Source organism: Shewanella sp. MF05960, assembly GCF_050849305.1.
Taxonomy (GTDB): Bacteria; Pseudomonadota; Gammaproteobacteria; order Enterobacterales; family Shewanellaceae; genus Shewanella.
Genome location: NZ_JBOZPS010000002.1, coordinates 175,560 through 194,869, shown reverse-complemented (window position 1 = coordinate 194,869; position 19,310 = coordinate 175,560). Strand labels below are relative to the sequence as shown.

The window sequence follows — 19,310 nt, the reverse complement described above, 5'->3', positions numbered from 1 at the left end:
CCCTGATTGATTTTCTCTTTGCGTTGGGTGTAAGGCACTCATTTTTAATATGTTAGCGAAATTTAATCAAATCTCTTGCAGGTTAAATACTGAAACATTGGAGTATTTACCTCGACACGGGTAGAATTGGCGGCCATATTTTTGATGAAGACGAGAGATTATGCGGGTTATTGGTATAGAGACATCCTGTGATGAAACTGGTATTGCAGTGTATGACGATAAATTAGGCTTAATGTCGCATGTGCTATACAGCCAAGTTAAATTGCACGCCGATTATGGTGGTGTGGTGCCTGAGCTCGCATCTCGTGATCATGTACGTAAAATTGTGCCTTTGATTAAGCAGGCTCTAGCACAAGCCAATTCAAGTTTAGATGACATTGATGGCGTGGCATACACCAAAGGCCCTGGGTTGATTGGTGCATTGCTTGTGGGGGCATGTGTAGGTCGCTCTTTGGCTTATGCGTGGAATAAACCTGCCGTGGGTGTGCATCACATGGAAGGCCATTTATTGGCGCCTATGTTAGAAGATGATGTGCCAGAATTTCCGTTTATCGCACTGTTAGTGTCAGGCGGTCATTCTATGTTGGTGCAAGTTGAAGGCATTGGTCGTTATCAAGTATTAGGGGAGTCGGTTGATGACGCTGCAGGTGAAGCCTTTGATAAAACGGCTAAGCTGATGGGACTGGATTATCCCGGTGGACCACGCTTAGCTAAATTAGCGCAACAAGGTGAGCCTGCAGGGTATAAATTCCCGCGACCAATGACAGATAGACCGGGATTAGATTTCAGCTTTTCTGGTTTAAAAACCTTTACCGCGAACACGATTGCAGCAGAGCCTAACGATCATCAAACCCGGGCAAACATTGCTCGCGCATTTGAAGAGGCCGTTGTCGATACATTGGCCATTAAATGCAAGCGTGCTCTAAAACAAACGGGTTATAAGCGGTTAGTGATAGCCGGCGGCGTGAGCGCCAACACACGTTTACGAGAGTCATTAGCTGAAATGATGACCAATTTAGGCGGTAAAGTATATTACCCACGCGGTGAGTTTTGTACCGATAACGGTGCGATGATTGCTTATGCCGGATTGCAGCGTTTACGTGCTGGGCAGACTGAACCTTTGTCTGTTAAAGGGCAACCTCGTTGGCCTTTAGACACATTGCCAGCGGTAGATTAAACGTTAACAGTGAGTCACGAAGACCTAACTTTTTTTAGATGAGTTAGGTTTTTTTATGGATCTTTTTCGAGAAACTTTACTTTCTTCACCAATACGTAAGCGGGCGATGTTGTCTTTGTGACGAATTAAAATCAACGTAGAAAGCATCGCAACAGGCAGAATAAATCTATCATCTAACCACCAGGTATAAAAAGGCGCGAGTGTTGCTGCTGCCATGGCCGCAACCGATGAGTAACGCGTAATAAGCACAAACACAATCCAGGTAACGATTAGGCACAAGGCTAAATCGCCACCAATGGGCGCCATTGCACCAAATGCGGTTGCTACACCTTTACCGCCTTTAAAGCCAAAAAACAGCGGGAATATGTGACCAAGACAGGCACTTACTGCAATAAATCCGAGTGATGCGGCATCAAGACCTATTTTATAGCCCAGGTAAGAGGGCAGTGCACCTTTGAGCATATCGAAAAAGAGGACTAAAATTGCAGAGCTCACTCCGCCGATCCGCAATACGTTTGTGGCACCTGGATTGCCTGATCCGCTGGTTCTAGGGTCGGGTAAACCTCTTATTTTACAAACCAATACGGCACTTGAGATCGAGCCTGCTAGGTACGCGGCGATGATCATCAATATTGTGACAATAACGGTGTTCAAATTGGTTTCCTTACTCTTCTTAGGGTATCATCGCGCATTCGTTTGCAAGGCAGATATTTTTCAGTATCCACTGACACTGTCTTCACGTTAACATTGTTGGTTCAGATGAGTTGATTCAAATGATGTTAATTGCACAACAGCGCTTATCCTACTGTTTTAATTCATTAGGAAAAAGACCAAATGTGTATTATTAAGCATATAATCGGTAATAAAGTTTGATTAGGATGATCTCCGGGTCTTTTTAAGTCTTTAAGGTGGATAGTTGCATGGATAAAGTGCTTATACGTCAGTTAGCCATAGAAACCGTAATCGGTATTTATGAATGGGAAAAAAAGCTTCACCAAACTCTGCTAATTGATTTAGATATGGCGTGGGACAATCGTCTTGCCGCTGCCAGTGACGAGTACGAACATGCGTTATGTTATGAAACCGTATCGAATCGCCTAACAGCGTTAATCACTGAAAAGCCAATTGAATTAATCGAAACCGTTGCCGAAATGATTGCACAGTGCTTGCAAGATGAGTTTAACGTACCTTGGGTTAAAGTGGTGGTGATGAAGCCTGGTGCTGTCCCACATGCCGCTTCCGTCGGCGTTGAGATTGAACGTGGACGTATATAAGTGTTTTTCTTTTTACCGTATTAGCATTTGGGTTAGTCAATGGCACGTATTTATATCAGCTTAGGGACCAATATTTCTCCTGAGCAACACCTTAAAGCCGGCTTGCTTGACTTGCAGCAGTATTTTGGCGCTTTACAGTTATCGCGGGTATTTGAAAGCGAAGCTGTCGGTTTTAAAGGCACCAATTTTTTAAACATGGTTGCCGCTGCAGATACAGATTTGAGCATTGCAGATGTGGTCGCAACGTTTAAACAGATTGAACAGGCCAATGGCCGCATTAAAAGCGAGAAGAAGTTTAGTCCGCGAAGCTTAGATATTGATTTACTGCTATACGATGACACAATATGCAACTTGCCAGTTGAGCTCCCGCGAGGTGAAATCTTATTTAATGCCTTTGTATTGTGGCCATTAGCTGAAATAGCGCCAGATTTACATCACCCGGTTGTGCAAAAAAATTATCATTCTCTTTGGCAAGCATATGACAAACACTGTCAAAGTCTGTGGCCTATCGCGTTTGATTTTCCAGCAGAATTACAACTAAACATTACGTTATCAACCCTCTAAAAAGTGACTCCCCACAAGGAAAAATATGGACACGTTTCAAGTTATTTTGCTGGCATTAATTCAAGGTTTGACTGAGTTTTTACCCATTTCTAGCTCGGCGCATTTAATTTTACCCTCACAGCTTTTTGGCTGGTCTGATCAAGGGCTTTCATTTGATGTCGCGGTCAATACAGGCTCGTTATTTGCGGTAGTGATTTACTTTCGTCATGACATTGTGACCTTAACTACATCATGGTTTAGTAGTTTTACGGGTAAGCAAAGCCAGGAGAGTAAATTGGCTTGGTGGATAATTTTAGCGACGATCCCCGCCGTAATCGTCGGTTTTACGGCGAAAGAATTTATTGAAACCCATTTCAGAAATACCTTAGTGATTGCCATTACGACCATCGTGTTTGGTTTATTACTGTGGTTGGCAGACCGCATGTCAAAAGCGCAATTAAACGAGTTTCAAATGGGCTGGAAAAAAGCCCTGCTTATCGGTTTAGCTCAAGCGATGGCACTGATCCCCGGAACATCACGTTCTGGTGCAACAATGACTGCAGCGTTAATGCTGGGGTTAACCCGCGAAGCTGCGGCGCGTTTCTCGTTTTTAATGTCGATACCTGTGAGCTTTGGTGCGGCCTTACTGGTCACTAAAGATTTAGTTGAAAGCCCTGCGGCTATTGATTATCAAGCACTTGGATTAGGCATTGTGGTGTCGTTTATTGCGGCATACTTGTGCATTCATTACTTTTTAAAGTTTATTAGCAAAATCGGCATGACCCCATTTGTGATTTACCGTTTATTATTAGGCGGCTTATTGCTTGGTATGCTCTATCTTTAAGACGATGGCTAAAAATTAATTACACACTTTATAAACGGGTAGCAATACCCGTTTTTTGTTTTCATTATGGGTAACTGTTTGTTATCTCGAGTTAAGGTTTACTATGACTCTACCGCTATTATGCCCAGTGTGCGCTGCACCGATAAATCAACATCAAGCTTCAATGGGTTTTTATTGTGACAATAAACACCATTTTGATAAACATGCACAAGGTTATTGGCCGTTACTGAGTAATACCAAAACTAAACCTCAAGTGTTGTCGCGCCAGCAAATGCGCGGTCGTCATTTTTTGTTGGAGTCAGGGCTATTCACACCGCTTATAACCCAATTACAAACAGCGTTGTTAAGCGTATTAAATGCCACCAGTGAGCAGGCTTTTGAGCATCTGGACTACCAGTGTGCCGACGGCTATTACTTGCGCCAGCTAGTGCCTGCCGTTGTAGAGGCTGGTGTTGCGTGTGAACATTGGGGGATTACTGACGCCGAGAATGCAATATTTGCAGCGGCTAAAGCGCAAACCCCAGCAAAATTAATTTTAGCCGCGCTGAAGAAACTGCCTTTTGCGACTCAATCAATGGATGTCGTTACCGTGTTCGATTCACTCTTAAAAGGCAAAGAGTGTATTAGAGTATTAAAGGATGATGGCCGAATTTTGATGTTACAGCCCGGCGTGCGCCATTTGTGGCAAATTAAGCAACAAGTGTATCCAGATTTGGTTGAAAAGCCGTTACAGCTTAATTTACCTAATGAGCTTGAAATTGAATCACAGCAGCAAGTGAGTTTTACTCAATCTGTAACAGGCGAGCAAGCGCTCACGTTGTTAGAAATGTCGGTGTTTGGCTGGCGGGCTAATGATGAGTTAAAGCACCAAATCAAAGCGACTGCGATATCTGAACTTGAGTTTGATTGGCAGATCATTACGCTCAAGAAGCGCTTATAAAAGTCTAACCTGATGACAAGTGATAACAAACATTCATTCAGTCATGCGCCTTATTTAAGCCCTTTTAAACTCTCGCTGAGTCATCACTTATTAATGCGGAATGATATAAGGGCTAAAGCGTTTCGCGGCCTGATATGATAGTAGCCTGATATGGTAGTCGCCTGATACGAGAGTGGTCATAGACTAAGAATTAATCGCGGATAGTCAGATTTCTATAGGATTGTTTAGAAAGATTAAATGGTTGAAAATACATTGGGGAAATACTAACTGAACGGGTGTGGATTGGTAGGGGATGTAGAGTTGTCGGAGGTGTTTAGATTTACTGCTTGATACTGCTTGATACTGCTTGATACTGCTTGATTCTTTATATTGCACAAATAATTAAGGCTTGACGTTGAAAGCTACCTAGGTAGTAAATCAACAATCAAGCCCTAATAATCAACCTATTAATATAAGCTAATTTTTAATAGCAATTCTTACTTTTTGTAAGAAGAAGCCATGTTGTCTAAACGGTCGTTAGCACGTTTAGCTTCGGCTTGTGCGTCCATAGAAGCAGCTTTAGCGCCTTTAACATCGGCAGATAGCTTGCTTTGCTCAGACTTTAAAGAACCAACTTCTGCTGATAGTTGATCAACTTTGTTACCTAGGTTTGCTACGCTTTCTTCTAAAGCAGTAGTGTTAGCACAACCACCTAATAAAGCAGTCATCGCAACACCAGCAATCATCAGTACTTTCTTGTTCATGGGTAAATCCCTTAATATATAGGTTGTTAAATAGTGCAACGGCGTGTGCCTTTGCAACGGCGTAATTATGTCACAGTTTTTTTTATTTGCTATAGGCAAACAAAAGAATATTTACTTAAAATAGCGAAATAAATGAAAATTGCAAGTCTACAAGCTTAAAAGGACATTTATTTATCGATTTTATATAAATCTTAGTGATTTATTGCTTATTCACTGCTAAAAATTGCATTTTTTCGCTTTTTATCATAAACGTTCTCACACTCTTTTGTAGCATAATTGTTAGATTTTAACCAATTGTAATTTAAAGTCATTAACACGTTGAATGCGTTTAAGCTGTAATTGGTTTTTTATTTGTGCACCTTGATGGCCCTCCGCAATAATTGACTGAACATCTACCTGTGTTGCGAGCTGATAACATTGCTGTAAATATTCTGCTTGCGGATATAAAGCGTGTTCAAACCCAGTGCGGCCTCTTATGTCACCGTGGCAACATAACAATAAATCGGTGAGACGTTGTGGTTTACGCCAAAAATCTGCTTTATCAAACAATTTGACGATAGTCTCTGCTCTAAGTTCAAAGGCATTATGAATATTTTGGTGTTGGTCGCTCACTAATAGTGCTAAATCACGATAGTCATTTGGCACTTTGATACGGGCACATAACTTTTTAATGGCAGTTAAGCCTTTTTGCCCATGGCCATAATGTTTCGGCCAGTCTTGCTTTGGGGTAAGGGCTTTACCTAAATCATGCACTAGCGCTGCAAAACGGACCGCTTTATTACGACTTAATAAACTTGTCTGTTCTAACACCATTAGCGTATGAATACCGCTGTCGATTTCGGGATGCCATTTTTCAGGTTGTGGTACGCCAAATAATGCATCTATTTCAGGAAATAACACCACAAGGGCTTGGCATTGTTTTAGCACCTCAAAAAATATCTGCGGACTTTGGCTGCCTAACGCTTTGTCGCATTCTTGCCATACACGCTCTGGTGTAAGATGTTCGAGTTCACCACTATTAGCAATATCGGTCATTAACTGCATAGTTTCTGACGCGACAGTAAAGCCTAAATGATTAAATCGAGCAGCAAAACGTGCAACGCGCAAAACACGAAGTGGATCTTCGACAAATGCCTGTGACACATGGCGTAAGGTTTTAGCCTCAATGTCTGCTATGCCCTGGTAAGGGTCATACAATGTGCCTTGCTCGTCTTGCGCGATGGCATTAATGGTTAAGTCTCGGCGCAATAAGTCTTCTTCAAGAGTCACTTGTTTGTTGGCATCGCAACTAAACCCCTGGTAACCATTACCGGTTTTTCGCTCCGTTCTGGCCAAGGCATATTCTTGTTGAGTTTTGGGGTGCAAAAATACAGGAAAGTCTTTACCGACTTGTTGATAACCCTGTTCAAGCATTTCTTCGACACTGCTACCGACCACCACGTAATCTTTATCAACAACAGTTTGATTAAGAAGGGTGTCGCGCACGGCCCCGCCGACTAAATAAATCTTCATGGCGTACCACAACGTGTAATAATAAGTGGCTTAAATATTATCAGAGTTAGATTTTTACGGCTAACTTTTGACAAGCAAACACACAAGCATTAACGTGAGCCGTCAGTTTCAAATAAGGATTTTTGGTCGAATGTATAAAGCCTTCTATGGATTAAATGATAATCCGTTTTCAATTGCGCCTAACCCTCATTATATGTTCTTAAGCGACCGTCATCGTGAAGCGTTGGCTCACTTAACTTATGGCCTGGGTGAAACCGGTGGGTTTGTATTGTTAACCGGTGAAGTCGGTACCGGAAAAACTACCGTGTCGCGTTGTTTGTTGCAACAAATACCCGACAACACAGACACCGCTTTTATTCTTAACCCTTCTTTGACCGAGCTAGAGCTGTTAGCCACATTATGTGACGAGCTGGAAATTATCTATGGCGACAACCCTACGTTAAAGCAGCTTACAGATTTGATTAGCATGTATTTGCTTAATAATCATAAAAACGGACGCAACACGGTATTGATTATTGATGAAGCGCAGCACTTACGCTCCGAAGTCTTAGAGCAACTGCGTTTATTAACGAATTTAGAAACCAACACTAAAAAGTTGCTGCAAGTGATTTTGATTGGGCAGCCTGAATTACAACAATTACTGAAACGCCAAGATTTACGTCAATTAGCACAGCGTATTACTGCCCGCTATCATTTATTACCACTGAATAAAGATGAGATCGGATTATACGTATTGCATCGATTACAAGTGGCTGGCCGCCATGAGCCGTTATTTACGCGCAAAGCGATAGCTGCATTGCATAAACATTCTGGCGGTATCCCGCGTTTAACCAATTTATTGTGCGAACGTGCATTAATGGCGGGATATGGCCAGGCGAAAGTACCGATTGATCACAAAATGGTCAATCAGGCTGCGGTTGAAGTGTTAGGCGATATTGATGTGTCTTCAGATAAGCGCTGGCCTTTTGTTGCTGCTGCCGCACTGGTGTTGGCGTTTGGTTTATCTTTTTATCTGTTTAATCGCTCTACCATTGATGAAAACATCAATACAGCGGCAATATTGCCTCCTGTTTCTGCTAATGCCGCTACATCAGGTATCGACAATACGCGGCCAGCAGCAGTAGTAGTACAGCAGCCAGTACAAACCCTGCCTGCGGTTAATGCAGAGCAGCAAATTTTACGTCAGGCGATGTTACAAAGCAGCAGTATCGATAATGCATTTGCCGGTTTATTTGGTTTATGGAATAAGCAGCCCATTATGGGGTTATCTGCTTGTCAGGCCGCGCAACAGCAAGAGTTAGCCTGTTACCAGCAGCAAGGTAATTGGCACAGCATTATGCGCTTAAATTACCCCGCGGTTGTTTACCTGCAAGATGCACAAGCCAATGTGTTTTACGGGGTGATTGTTGAGCGTCAAGCTGAGCAGATTTTATTGCAACTAGGCGAGCAGCAGTTTTGGGTAAATAAAGATTGGTTTGACCGACACTTTAGCGGCACGTTTGAAATTTTATGGCAACCCGACAGTGTGTTGCCTCGTGAGATTGGTCAGTCTTCAAGTTTGGCGCAAGTGCAATGGCTTGAAAATAGTTTAGCCATGGTGGATCAGCGTCGAGCTCGTTTATTAACTCAGTTTGACAGTGATTTAGAGCAGCAATTAATGCAATTTCAGCGTCAGCATGGATTAAAGCCAGATGGCATTGCCGGCAGCCAAACACTGATACAACTTAATTTATATTTGAGTCAGCAAGGTCCAAGGTTAGCCGCCGCCGAGGTACGCCGTTAATGTCTATTTTATTAGATGCTGTTAATCGTAATAAACAGCAGCAAGTCGATGTAGCAGACTTAATGTCTACACCTGGCGCTCATTATTCCTCGCCATCACGCCCTGCGAGGAAGTTGAATCCATACAGTTTACTTGCAGGTGCAATAATATTAGGTATAGGTGCTGCGTGGGGGATGAGCGTGTTGTTAGTACCGTCACCACCTCTATCAAAGGTTGATGTACAGGTTGAACCTGAAAAAACTGTGGGAGTAAGTCAGCCAGGGGCTCCAATCATTAAGTCCACATCAGTGAACAACAATAATGACGCAGCTTCTCAAACCAATGACCAGATCCGTTTAGCGGGTAAAGTGGCGCTGCCGATAGCCAAACCGTTTAATCAATTTTCTAACGCATCAGCGGCATCTCCATATGCTAATAACAATAATGGTTATGTTAATGATACTGAGATAACAGAGGCTTATTCACAGCCAAACACCGTGGCATCAAATGATAATCAAGATAATCGTTTTAATGACAATGATGTCGCTAATCGTGAGTTGCAGCAGCTTCAAGATCAACAGCTTCAAGATCGACAACAACAAGCTCAACAACAATTAGCTCAGCAACAGGCTCGTCAGCAAGAGCAAATAATACTAGGCGCCAATGCTAACAGACGAGGATTAGCCGAACTTGAGGCGTTACGAATGCAGGTTAATACCGCAGCCCAAGAAGTCGACTTTGCTTCGGTTAAAGCCCCTTCAGTCGATGAGCGTAATAACTTACTGGCAGCGTTTGAAGTTGCACTTAAAGATGTTGAGTTTGAACAATCAGTTAATCAACAAGTGACAGAGCCAAAGCTTGATCCTATCCCAAAATCGAGTAATCAACAGATCCCTAAGTATGGCGACTTACCTGCGAGTGTGCAGTTACAAGTACCAGAGTTTACTATTAATGCGCATGTGTATTCATCGGAGCCCAATAACCGTTGGTTAAATGTCGATGGTGTCGAGTTACAACAGGGGAACATGATTCAAAATAAACTGACGATTATTGAAATTCGTCCTCGTGATATCGTACTGGATATTAATGGCGAGCAATTTAGAGTACCAGCGATATAGCCGATATTACTTATCATGAGTTCAGGCTACTCAAGCTAAATAGCGAATATCAACAAGTTTAAAAACAACAAAGGCGCTGAATGCGCCTTTGTTGGGTATTGAAGTGCTGCTTATGCTGTTTTAGCTATGGATATGGTTAGCTAAAAACAAAGTTAAGCCATAACCTATGCAATAACATAATAGTAAAGCTGGTACATATTTTAAGTAGCTTACAAATGTTAGCTCTTCTACTTTGCTCATGGCGATAATACCCGACGCAGAACCGATGATAAGTAATGACCCACCGACTCCGACAGCGTAGGTTAAGCTTAACCACTGCGCCGTGGTTAACACAGGATCGGCTTTCAATAACGCCGCCGTTAATGGCACGTTGTCTAATAGTGCTGAGCCCATACCTGTAAAGAAGTTAGAAATACTTGGATTGTACATTCCGTACACATCGGTTAGCAGGTTAAGTGTGCCAATTTCTTTCAGCATGCCGACCAATAATAAGATCCCTAGGAAGAATAATAAGGTATCAAATTCAACCTGACGTATGTATTCAAGTACCTGTACTTCTTCGCTGTTACTCTTGTTCGTGCGGCCCACTAAGAACATCACTGACAAACCGAATAAGAAGGTTAATACTGGTGGAATACCAAACAATACGTTAAGTACCATGGTTAAAATAATGGTCGCGAAGAAAATGCAGCCAATAACGATATCGACCGTATTGTAATTTTGTTCAACAGGTGTGGTACTCACACGGCCTTCGGCTTTAAGTGAAAATAATACCGCCAGTAAACCAACACTTATCCCTGCAGGTATGAACAAAATCAGTAACTCAGAGATATGCACTTTGCCGGCTAAGAAAATCATTAAGGTGGTCACATCACCAGTAATAAGCGCAACACCACCAGAGTTAACCGCAAAAATAATCAACACTGCCATACGGCGACGCATTTGGCTGTCTAAATTGAACGTGGTGAGCAATCCCAAAGACACTAAGGTGGCCGTTACGTTGTCACAAAAGGTTGATAGCACCAACGAAAACATACCCACTTGCAACATCAGCATGCGCACTGACACTTGTTGTGGGAAGATTTTCTGCACTAATACCTGGATCATACCCTTAGCATTAAGGTATGCCACAAAGGTCATAGTCGACATTAAAAACAACCACAGAGTGGCAATTTCTAATAAGTTTTCATTGAGTTCTTCACCTACCAATTTACTGTTTTCTGGACTACCAGAGGCCATAAAGAGGGTGATCCAGGCAACGCAGCCAAGGAACAAGGTGGTTTTTGCTTTATTAATATGGGTAACTTCTTCGAGCACGATACTTAACAGTGCAAGCACTGCAAGCGAGATAAGAAAGGTATGTAGCATGACTGCAATTCCAACTTTGTGTTGTAGGTAATTAAGCTCATTACCGTGAATTTCTGCTCACTTAATACAAACCGTGTTTTAAGGTTCAATTAAGCTTGTTTTTGGCGGTGCGATCACATCACACCACGGACGTTTTCGCAATATAGATCACAGTTTTTTTCGTTAATTATCGACCAAAGTCGTGGATAAAATAATGAACACGGGAAAAGGGGATAGGAATTTGTTAACACAAATAAAAATAGGATAAACAACTTAGTTGTTTATCCTATTTTTGTTATCAACTATGCGCTTAACGTAAAATGGCGTTAAGCCTTAGCATGATTTACTTCATAGCAGCAAAAATACGGTCAACAGCGGCTAATGTGTATTCAATTTCTTCATCGCCATGAGCCATAGATAAGAAGCCTGCTTCATAAGCGCTAGGCGCTAAATATATGCCTTCATCTAACATTGCATGGTAAAAATGACGGAAATGCTCCATGTTACATTGAGTGACTTGAGCAAACGAGGTCATTGGTGCAGTGTCTTCAGTAAAGAAGAAACCAAACATGCCGCCAGCATAAGTAATGCTTAACGGAATACCGTGCTTGTCTGCAGCCGCTTTAAAGCCTTGTGCAACACGTTTGGTTTTATCGGCAAGCGCCTCATATAAACCAGGCTCACATAATGCCTCCAGTTGCGCTAAACCTGCAGTCATTGCAATTGGGTTACCCGATAAAGTACCCGCTTGGTAAACTGGACCCGTTGGAGCAATATATTGCATGATGTCTTTACGGCCACCAAAAGCACCGACAGGCATGCCGCCGCCAATCACTTTACCTAGTGTCGTTAAGTCTGGCGTTACGCCATAGAAGCCTTGTGCACCGCTCATAGACACACGGAAACCTGTCATGACTTCATCGATGATGAGTAACGCATTGAATTCATCACAAATCGCTCGTAGGCCTTGTAAGAAACCGTCTACAGGTGGAATGCAGTTCATGTTGCCAGCAACAGGCTCAAGGATGATACAAGCGATATCGTCTGGGTGTTGTTCGAAAATAGCACGCACAGAATCAAGGTCGTTGTAGGTTGCTGTTAACGTGTGTTTAGCAAAGTCTTCAGGGATACCTGGCGAGCTTGGCTGACCAAGCGTTAATGCACCAGAACCTGCTTTAACTAACAAACAGTCTGCATGGCCGTGGTAACAACCTTCAAACTTTAAAATGTTGTCGCGATTAGTAAAGCCGCGGGCTAAACGAATGGCGCTCATGGTCGCTTCGGTACCTGAGCTCACCATACGGACCTGCTCCATTGATGGCACCATCGAGATGACTTTTTCAGCCATTCTGACTTCTAATTCAGTTGGTGCACCAAATGACAAACCATTTTCTACAGCCGTTAATACAGCTTGACGAATTTTAGGGTGATTATGGCCTAAAATCATCGGTCCCCATGAACCAACGTAGTCGATATATTTTTTACCGTCAGCATCGAAAATATAAGCACCATCGGCTTTTTCGATAAATAACGGCGAACCACCAACACCATTAAAGGCACGAACGGGTGAGTTAACGCCACCTGGAATGGTCTTTTTAGCCTGTTCAAATAATACTTCGGAACGGGTCATGTCTAATCCTTAATATAGTGTGCCAATTATCTATCGGCTTTACGTGAATACCAGTTTACTGGGCACTCATACTTTTCGAGTTGATTTTCAACTCCAAGTGTTAATGCAAAGAGTGCCATACGGATAAGTAAGCCGTTGTCGGCTTGTCTAAAAATAGCCAAACTTGGATGGCTGTTTAAATCATTGTCGAGCTCGTTTGCTTGTGCGCGCGAATCTCGTGGTAACGGGTGCATAATCACAGTATTAGACTTGCAGTGCTGCGTGTAAATATTGTGATTTAAGCGAAATTTGCCGCGATACTTGTTCGCTTCTTCTTGTGACGGAAAACGCTCTTCTTGAATGCGGGTCAAATACAAAATGTCGGCATGATGTAAATTACCTTCAAGTTGCTCTGTTATTGTGATCTTATGGCCAGCATTTTCAATGTCGGCGATCACATAGTCAGGCATTGCTAGCTCACTGGGTGAAATCAATGTGAACTTAATGTCTTTATGCATACAAAGTAAGCGCGATAAAGAGTGAACTGTTCGGCCATATTTTAAATCACCTACCATGGCAATGTGCATACCGTCGATGCCCATGCCTGCGTGGCTGAGCTCTTTTTTAATGGTAAACAAGTCAAGCAAGGCTTGAGTAGGGTGCTCATTTGGGCCGTCGCCACCATTAATGACTGGCACTCGGCTGCCTTCTGCAAACTCTTTAACTGAATAAGCATCGGGATGGCGCATGGCAATCACATCAGAATAAGTCGACAGCACTCTGGCGGTATCATAGAGCGATTCGCCTTTTGATAATGACGACGATGCCATTCCGGTGGTTTCACGAACATGGCCACCCAGTAAATTAAATGCACAGCCAAAGCTGACGCGAGTACGGGTACTAGGTTCAAAAAACAGGTTACCTAAAATAGCGCCCTCTAACACCTTGGTGCGTTTTTCACGCAATGCGTAAGGGGTCATTTTATTAGCGACGTTAAAAATAGTGTTTATTGAATCCAGATCTAACTGGCTTACGGAAAGGATATGTGAACCTTCGAACTGCATCATCAGCCTGATTTCCAGAGTGTAGGGTAAAATAGTCACCAAAACAGCGTGCTATTTTACCGTTATTTATAGGGTATTTATCGGTTTTTTTTATCATGTGGCTGAGGCAAAATTGTAGCAGAAAATAAACAGCAGATAAATATGCTGGTCGAGATTCACTTACTGCGAAATAGAACAAATCAGTGACGTTTATTGGCGGTGTATTCACGGTATATTCTGGCGCAGTAGGTTAATAAAACACCTTTAAATTTGCCCTGAACGGATTTCTTGCAATAAGTTTGTCCAGCTAATTACCCCAACTACTTTTTGGCCATTGGGATTATTGGGGCTGTCTCGATAAATATACACTTCACCTGAACGTTTTGCCGCTAAAGCTTCATAGGCTTCGTTGAGTGTGGCACTGTCTGGCAATCCTGGCATAGGGTGACGAGACAGGGTGGTTGAGTCTTCAAAAGACTGCATTTCGAGGCGTAACATTTCTATTTGACCTTCGCCATTTCGCACCAGTACAGGTCTTCCCTCGGCGCGCTTTAATACTTCAAGCAGCAGTTCATCGTCATCGTTAACAATCACAAAGCGGCGGTCCATTAATACCCTTACCCCTTTCTTTTGTAAGCCCTGGTTCAATGGTGCAACCTTGTACCCCAGCCCCATAATGTCTAATTGTTTTAAGAAAATAGAGCTAGTGTTAAAACCCTGGTAAGCCACCAAAAATGCCGGGATGGTAATAAACATCGCCGGTAAAATAATGGATGTGTCATTACTCAGTTCGAGTAAGGCCACCAGAGCAGCTAATGGCGCGCTTAAACAAACGCCCATCATTGCGGTCATGCCAATGACGGTATACAAGCCAACATAAGGCGCAATCGAGGGAAATAACAAACTACTTAAAATAGCCAAAATAGCGCCCACTAACGCCCCAATACCATAAAGTGGGCCAATTAATCCACCGGGTACGCCAAAACCAATGGCGGCGATTGTGGCCAGCATTTTTGCCAGCAGTAAGCCAATTAAAAACAGCAGGCTAGGGTGTTCGCTAATGGCTTCATGAATAGCAAAGTCACCAGAACCTAACGCTTGTGGCATCACTAAGCCAATCAATGTGGTGATCGTCGCGGCAATAAGTAATCGGTAAATTAGCGGCCACTTTTGACCTCTTGCTGTTACGGTTAACAGTGAAAAGTTAAACAGTGCCGCAATGCAGCCCAGCACCACACCGCCGATAAGCAAAATGGGATAGTGGTCTAGTGGAATACGGATGACATTAATCAGCTCGTATTCATGCACGTTACCAAACACCAATTGGCTCGATACTGCGCCGCAAATGGCCGATAACATAATCGGGAAAAAATAATGGATTTTGTATTCGCGTACGATGACTTCAAATACAAATAATACGGCCGCGAGTGGCGCGTTAAAGGTTGCAGCAATCCCTGCGGCTATGCCGCTTGCACACATAATACGCACACTATTATCTGGCAGGCTGAATTTCTCTGCCATCACACTGGCGCTTACTGCGCCAAGGTGGATCGCCGGGCCTTCTTTACCGACAGAGAAGTTACTCATGAGGGCAATTAAGGCCTGAAAAAATTGCCCAGCAGCAGATTGCAGTGGCACTTTGCCATAATGTAACTTAAATCGATGCAGAACATAGGCAATGCCCATACGGCGGTAACGCTTTGAGCCTAGTAATGACAATAACCAAATTAATGCCGCGCCAATCAACGGCAGATAACTTCGCCAGTCCGTTAATGTTGAACTGATAGTATTCGTGTCCGAAAGCAGATATTGTTCTGCCCAAACTAGGCTTAAGCGAAACAGAATAATGACCACTGAAGCTATTATTGCAAACAGCAGAGCCAGTGCACAAAGTTGTACACTAATTTTGGCTTGAGACAGTTTATCTCTAAATTCATTGTGCAGATATTTGCGCGCCGCTCTTTTGGCGTGAATAATAGCGACTTTATTTATCTTAAATTGCACTGTTTAGCTCTAGGCTCATTGGCATTCGAATTCTTTAAAAGGTTGTTACCTAATGTTAAATTATCACCGTTGGTTAGACAGACTGCAAGTTTTAGAACGTAAAAATAGGACATCGAGCAAATACTTACTCAGCTTAGTGCTGGTGTCATTTCTATTGGGCGCCGTCAGTTTTAATCTTTGGCTGTCGTTTGCTCCAGAGGCAACGCCCAATAGTGCCAGTGGCAAGCGTAAATTATTACAGCAACTTGACGAGCAAGCTCAAGTCTTAGCCAGCCGTAATATGGCATTAAGTATTGCTGAAAATGCCAATAAAGAAATGCAAGATATGTTTAGCCAACAACTGACTCAGCAAAAAGCGTTAGAAAAAGAACTCGCATTTTATCGCAGTGTGATGGTGACCGATGCCGACGTTGAAGGCGTTGCCATTAATACAGTAGAGCTAGTGCAAGGTGTGAGTGCCGAGCAATTTCAATTACGAATCGTGCTCACTCAGTTACAAAAACGCAAAGCGAAAGTGAAGGCCAGTGCAGAGGTGACGTTAATAGGAAGCCAAGATGGCAAGTCCAGTTCACTGTCATTAAATAAGTTATTGAACAAAAAGTTAGATTTTGAATTTAGTTATTTTCAAATTATGGACAGCGATATTGTTCTACCTGTAGGGTTTAGCCTGCAAAGGATAGCCGTTAAAGTGAAGGTGAATGCGAGTCGCGGCGTTAAAGGCGGTGCTATTGAGCAAACCTATAATGTGCCTGAGCTATTGATGGGTGAAAAAGAACTGCGGGTAATACTTGAACAAAATAGTCAGGTAAAGGATAATTCTTAGTAGACACCGAAGTAAGAGGTAGTAATGACTGAACAAACTGATGCAGCAATGCCGATCCAATTTACCGATGCTGCAGCAACTAAGGTAAAAGGGCTGTTAGAAGAAGAACAGAATCCTGAATTAAAACTACGTGTATACGTTACAGGTGGTGGTTGCTCTGGTTTTCAGTATGGCTTTACGTTCGATGAAAAAGTCAACGAAGGTGACTTCACTATTGAAAAGCAAGGCGTACAACTTGTTGTTGATCCAATGAGTCTTCAATACCTTATGGGTGGCGAAGTGGATTATACATCAGGCCTTGAAGGTTCTCGTTTTTTTGTTAAAAACCCGAATGCAACGACAACCTGTGGTTGTGGTGCGAGTTTCTCGGTGTAATCGTTATATCCGAAACTTCTTGTTGGGTAACAAACCTATAATAAAAAAGCCGTCGAGAGACGGCTTTTTTGTACCATTTTAGCGAGAAGATTAACCGCTAATAATATTGAAGTTAATGCGCGACTTAAACCATGCTTTGACCTTGGTATTAAAGCTTATCCACACTTGTAGCATCCCCACAGCGATAAGCATGCTATAAAGAATCCAGTCTGGCACCACAGTTTGGAACGCACCAAAATCCACGGTGGTAGGCCCAGCGTCAAGGTTATCAGGGTCGTACATAATAATCGGTAGCATACTGCAAAGCATGAGTTGAAGCAGACTGTAAACCCGCAATAAATACAAAGCCGCTTTTTGCCGGCCCATAATGCCGAGCACTAACATCAGTGTTAATACGCATAACATCGCACTGAGTTCTGACATTGATTGAGCAGCAATTAGACCGCCAACCGAGGTAATGACATAAACCAACATTAACGCGACTAGTCGCTTTGGTATGCTTGGTTTGGCCGCATCAGTAGTGGTGACTGGCTGAGTTGATTCTTGGGTCATTATGCTCTATTCAATTTGTGTGCTGATTAATGCTTAGCTTGCGACTTTGGCGTTAAACGTTCGTTAACTTCATAGGGTGGAACAACCACGCCTAAGTCTTCTTGAACGGGGAATACCGCAATAAATAAATCGTCATCTTCCATACCGCTCACCCAGCGTTCTTGGAATTCTGACAATGGAATCGCCAATGGTTCGCACTCATTCCATTCGTCAACCGCCCAAAGTGCGGCAGTTTCTTCCGATGGCCACATCGGGATGCAATCTTCATCTTCGGTGGTTAGCATGACGCAACCATCTTGATCTTGCAGAGTCCATATGGTTTGTTCTGTTTTAACTTGCTCAACCATATAATCGTAACGGCCTTCTGGCGTAAGATTCATTAACTCAGATACACTTTTAACTTTGTTGCTCATATTGACTCTCATTAATTAGTAAAGGCTTTGCTAAACCCAATCGATTTGGCAAATTTGCGGTCATCATAACATTGAGGCCCGCATTGAAAAAGTTATCTTGCTCTAAAACGACCACCCAGTACGGCAGCGCGCGATGCGCCAGTGACTGCCGGTAAGTTTGCTGGTAAGTCGTTGTGATGACGCATAGCTAGCCAGGCAAAGGCAATGCCCTCAACCCATTTGGCATCTACGCCTAAACCCGCAGTGGTGTCCATTTTATAGCCTGGGACTAATCGCGCTAAGCGTTGCATTAACTCGGTATTCAATGCGCCGCCGCCACAAACAAACAACTCGCCAGTCGTCGACAGCTTATTAATATCATTGGCAATGCTGTGGCAGGTTAGGTCGAGTAAGGTTGATTGGATATCTTCCTGGTCTAAGTGGCTATAATCTGCTAATTGTTGCTCAAGCCATGCCTGGTTAAACAGTTCTCTGCCTGTGCTCTTAGGCGCAGATAAAGAAAAATAAGAATGTGATAACAGCTGTTTAAGAAATTCTGGATGAGTTTCACCTGAGGCTGCCCACGCGCCATTTTCATCAAATGCGTGGCCTAAACTCTGGTTAACAAAGTAATCAATTAGGGTATTGCCTGGGCCGGTATCAAAACCGAGAACATCGTCGCTGTTGCCTGGCAAGTAAGTAATGTTAGCGATACCACCTATATTTAAAATGACTCGCGTTTGCCCTTGTTTAGCAAAGACTTGCTGATGAAATGCGGGTACTAGCGGTGCACCTTGGCCACCCAGCGCAATATCTTTGCGTCTAAAATCGGCAATGACATCGATGTTGGTTTCAACAGCGATGGTATTGGGGTCACCAATTTGCAGGGTAAAGCCCATTTCTAAATTAGGCATGTGACGCACAGTTTGTCCATGCGATCCTATTGCGATAACTTGCTCTGCGGTGATATCGGTTTTTGCCAGTAAGTTATTCACGGCTTGGGCAAATAATTTACCGACACTGCGATCAAGGCGACCTAAGCGATTTATTTCATCATCGGTTGCAGCTTGGCATAAGTGCTGTAAGCCTTTTAACAAATGGCCCGGAATTGCTTCAGTATGGCCGGCAATTAATTTGGGTTGCTCAGCTGTAAAATCAACTAACACGGCATCGACGCCGTCCATGCTGGTGCCCGACATCAGGCCGATAAAATATTCTGGCTTAGACATGAAATACTCTCTGTACTGAAGTC

19 protein-coding genes are annotated in these 19,310 nt (G+C 43.0%); 9 read left to right on the top strand and 10 right to left on the bottom strand.

What is annotated here, in order from left to right:
- The first annotated feature begins 160 nt into the window (after positions 1-160).
- The gene (gene tsaD / locus ACROAE_RS02565) at positions 161-1,177 is read left to right on the top strand and encodes a tRNA (adenosine(37)-N6)-threonylcarbamoyltransferase complex transferase subunit TsaD (protein WP_432399358.1); all 1,017 of its coding nucleotides are present in this window, start codon (positions 161-163) and stop codon (positions 1,175-1,177) included.
- Between the two features lie 24 nt (positions 1,178-1,201).
- Here tsaD and plsY read toward each other — a convergent pair whose 3' ends face one another.
- Positions 1,202-1,831 (bottom strand): glycerol-3-phosphate 1-O-acyltransferase PlsY, encoded by a 630-nt coding sequence (plsY, locus tag ACROAE_RS02560; protein ID WP_432399357.1) that lies wholly within the window; start codon positions 1,829-1,831, stop codon positions 1,202-1,204.
- 266 nt (positions 1,832-2,097) lie between these two features.
- On the opposite strand from plsY, the gene folB reads away from it, so the two are divergent.
- From folB to ACROAE_RS02540, 4 genes are all read left to right on the top strand, one after another.
- Entirely contained in the window at positions 2,098-2,451 is a 354-nt protein-coding gene (gene folB / locus ACROAE_RS02555) for a dihydroneopterin aldolase (protein ID WP_432399356.1), read from the top strand.
- Between the two features lie 39 nt (positions 2,452-2,490).
- Entirely contained in the window at positions 2,491-3,015 is a 525-nt protein-coding gene (gene folK, locus ACROAE_RS02550; protein WP_432399355.1) for a 2-amino-4-hydroxy-6-hydroxymethyldihydropteridine diphosphokinase, read from the top strand.
- A gap of 25 nt (positions 3,016-3,040) precedes the next feature.
- The gene (locus ACROAE_RS02545; RefSeq protein ID WP_432399354.1) at positions 3,041-3,838 is read left to right on the top strand and encodes an undecaprenyl-diphosphate phosphatase; all 798 of its coding nucleotides are present in this window, start codon (positions 3,041-3,043) and stop codon (positions 3,836-3,838) included.
- A gap of 103 nt (positions 3,839-3,941) precedes the next feature.
- On the top strand, positions 3,942-4,778 hold the full coding sequence (locus ACROAE_RS02540; RefSeq protein WP_432399353.1) for a putative RNA methyltransferase: 837 nt from the start codon (positions 3,942-3,944) through the stop codon (positions 4,776-4,778).
- A 476-nt stretch (positions 4,779-5,254) separates the two neighbouring features.
- On the opposite strand, the gene ACROAE_RS02535 is transcribed toward ACROAE_RS02540, so the two are convergent.
- Together ACROAE_RS02535 and ACROAE_RS02530 are read right to left on the bottom strand one after the other, a co-directional pair.
- Positions 5,255-5,521: an Lpp/OprI family alanine-zipper lipoprotein gene (locus tag ACROAE_RS02535; protein WP_124017059.1), complete on the bottom strand. Its 267-nt coding sequence runs from the start codon at positions 5,519-5,521 to the stop codon at positions 5,255-5,257.
- A 279-nt stretch (positions 5,522-5,800) separates the two neighbouring features.
- Positions 5,801-7,033, bottom strand: a complete 1,233-nt coding sequence (locus ACROAE_RS02530) for a multifunctional CCA addition/repair protein (RefSeq protein WP_432399352.1) — start codon at positions 7,031-7,033, stop codon at positions 5,801-5,803.
- 130 nt (positions 7,034-7,163) lie between these two features.
- Between ACROAE_RS02530 and ACROAE_RS02525 the strand changes: the two genes are divergently transcribed.
- Both ACROAE_RS02525 and ACROAE_RS02520 read left to right on the top strand, forming a co-directional pair.
- Positions 7,164-8,816: an AAA family ATPase gene (locus tag ACROAE_RS02525; RefSeq protein WP_432399351.1), complete on the top strand. Its 1,653-nt coding sequence runs from the start codon at positions 7,164-7,166 to the stop codon at positions 8,814-8,816.
- Positions 8,816-9,913, top strand: coding sequence for a general secretion pathway protein GspB (locus ACROAE_RS02520; protein WP_432399350.1), 1,098 nt, complete (start codon positions 8,816-8,818; stop codon positions 9,911-9,913). Before ACROAE_RS02525 ends, ACROAE_RS02520 begins: the two co-directional genes overlap by 1 nt.
- A gap of 120 nt (positions 9,914-10,033) precedes the next feature.
- Here ACROAE_RS02520 and nhaD read toward each other — a convergent pair whose 3' ends face one another.
- The 4 genes from nhaD to ACROAE_RS02500 form a co-directional block, all read right to left on the bottom strand.
- A complete protein-coding gene (gene nhaD, locus ACROAE_RS02515) occupies positions 10,034-11,281 on the bottom strand; it encodes a sodium:proton antiporter NhaD (RefSeq protein ID WP_432399349.1) in 1,248 nt (415 codons plus the stop codon).
- A gap of 322 nt (positions 11,282-11,603) precedes the next feature.
- Positions 11,604-12,890, bottom strand: a complete 1,287-nt coding sequence (gene hemL, locus ACROAE_RS02510) for a glutamate-1-semialdehyde 2,1-aminomutase (RefSeq protein WP_432399348.1) — start codon at positions 12,888-12,890, stop codon at positions 11,604-11,606.
- 26 nt (positions 12,891-12,916) lie between these two features.
- Positions 12,917-13,936 (bottom strand): aspartate carbamoyltransferase, encoded by a 1,020-nt coding sequence (locus ACROAE_RS02505; RefSeq protein WP_432399347.1) that lies wholly within the window; start codon positions 13,934-13,936, stop codon positions 12,917-12,919.
- Positions 13,937-14,176: 240 nt separating this feature from the next.
- Positions 14,177-15,916, bottom strand: coding sequence for a chloride channel protein (locus ACROAE_RS02500; protein ID WP_432399346.1), 1,740 nt, complete (start codon positions 15,914-15,916; stop codon positions 14,177-14,179).
- Between the two features lie 52 nt (positions 15,917-15,968).
- Here ACROAE_RS02500 and ACROAE_RS02495 point away from each other — a divergent pair, with 52 nt between their 5' ends.
- Together ACROAE_RS02495 and erpA are read left to right on the top strand one after the other, a co-directional pair.
- Positions 15,969-16,739: a DUF6776 family protein gene (locus ACROAE_RS02495; RefSeq protein WP_432399345.1), complete on the top strand. Its 771-nt coding sequence runs from the start codon at positions 15,969-15,971 to the stop codon at positions 16,737-16,739.
- Positions 16,740-16,763: 24 nt separating this feature from the next.
- A complete protein-coding gene (gene erpA, locus ACROAE_RS02490; RefSeq protein WP_160053015.1) occupies positions 16,764-17,114 on the top strand; it encodes an iron-sulfur cluster insertion protein ErpA in 351 nt (116 codons plus the stop codon).
- A 90-nt stretch (positions 17,115-17,204) separates the two neighbouring features.
- On the opposite strand, the gene ACROAE_RS02485 is transcribed toward erpA, so the two are convergent.
- The 3 genes from ACROAE_RS02485 to ACROAE_RS02475 form a co-directional block, all read right to left on the bottom strand.
- Entirely contained in the window at positions 17,205-17,666 is a 462-nt protein-coding gene (locus ACROAE_RS02485; protein ID WP_432399344.1) for a hypothetical protein, read from the bottom strand.
- Positions 17,667-17,692: 26 nt separating this feature from the next.
- A complete protein-coding gene (locus ACROAE_RS02480; protein ID WP_432399343.1) occupies positions 17,693-18,079 on the bottom strand; it encodes a DUF2750 domain-containing protein in 387 nt (128 codons plus the stop codon).
- 92 nt (positions 18,080-18,171) lie between these two features.
- Complete coding sequence (locus tag ACROAE_RS02475; protein ID WP_432399342.1) at positions 18,172-19,287, bottom strand: anhydro-N-acetylmuramic acid kinase; 1,116 nt, start codon at positions 19,285-19,287, stop codon at positions 18,172-18,174.
- Positions 19,288-19,310: the final 23 nt, after the last annotated feature.

Excerpts from the sequence above, each read along its gene's own strand:
- ACROAE_RS02485 (WP_432399344.1), bottom strand. The coding sequence starts at position 17,666 with ATGACCCAAGAATCAACTCAGCCAGTCACCACTACTGATGCGGCCAAA.
- tsaD (WP_432399358.1), top strand. The coding sequence starts at position 161 with ATGCGGGTTATTGGTATAGAGACATCCTGTGATGAAACTGGTATTGCA.
- ACROAE_RS02520 (WP_432399350.1), top strand. The coding sequence starts at position 8,816 with ATGTCTATTTTATTAGATGCTGTTAATCGTAATAAACAGCAGCAAGTC.
- ACROAE_RS02535 (WP_124017059.1), bottom strand. The coding sequence starts at position 5,521 with ATGAACAAGAAAGTACTGATGATTGCTGGTGTTGCGATGACTGCTTTA.
- ACROAE_RS02540 (WP_432399353.1), top strand. The coding sequence starts at position 3,942 with ATGACTCTACCGCTATTATGCCCAGTGTGCGCTGCACCGATAAATCAA.
- ACROAE_RS02545 (WP_432399354.1), top strand. The coding sequence starts at position 3,041 with ATGGACACGTTTCAAGTTATTTTGCTGGCATTAATTCAAGGTTTGACT.
- ACROAE_RS02530 (WP_432399352.1), bottom strand. The coding sequence starts at position 7,033 with ATGAAGATTTATTTAGTCGGCGGGGCCGTGCGCGACACCCTTCTTAAT.
- folK (WP_432399355.1), top strand. The coding sequence starts at position 2,491 with ATGGCACGTATTTATATCAGCTTAGGGACCAATATTTCTCCTGAGCAA.
- erpA (WP_160053015.1), top strand. The coding sequence starts at position 16,764 with ATGACTGAACAAACTGATGCAGCAATGCCGATCCAATTTACCGATGCT.
- nhaD (WP_432399349.1), bottom strand. The coding sequence starts at position 11,281 with ATGCTACATACCTTTCTTATCTCGCTTGCAGTGCTTGCACTGTTAAGT.
- ACROAE_RS02495 (WP_432399345.1), top strand. The coding sequence starts at position 15,969 with ATGTTAAATTATCACCGTTGGTTAGACAGACTGCAAGTTTTAGAACGT.
- folB (WP_432399356.1), top strand. The coding sequence starts at position 2,098 with ATGGATAAAGTGCTTATACGTCAGTTAGCCATAGAAACCGTAATCGGT.
- ACROAE_RS02505 (WP_432399347.1), bottom strand. The coding sequence starts at position 13,936 with ATGATGCAGTTCGAAGGTTCACATATCCTTTCCGTAAGCCAGTTAGAT.
- ACROAE_RS02480 (WP_432399343.1), bottom strand. The coding sequence starts at position 18,079 with ATGAGCAACAAAGTTAAAAGTGTATCTGAGTTAATGAATCTTACGCCA.
- ACROAE_RS02475 (WP_432399342.1), bottom strand. The coding sequence starts at position 19,287 with ATGTCTAAGCCAGAATATTTTATCGGCCTGATGTCGGGCACCAGCATG.
- ACROAE_RS02525 (WP_432399351.1), top strand. The coding sequence starts at position 7,164 with ATGTATAAAGCCTTCTATGGATTAAATGATAATCCGTTTTCAATTGCG.
- hemL (WP_432399348.1), bottom strand. The coding sequence starts at position 12,890 with ATGACCCGTTCCGAAGTATTATTTGAACAGGCTAAAAAGACCATTCCA.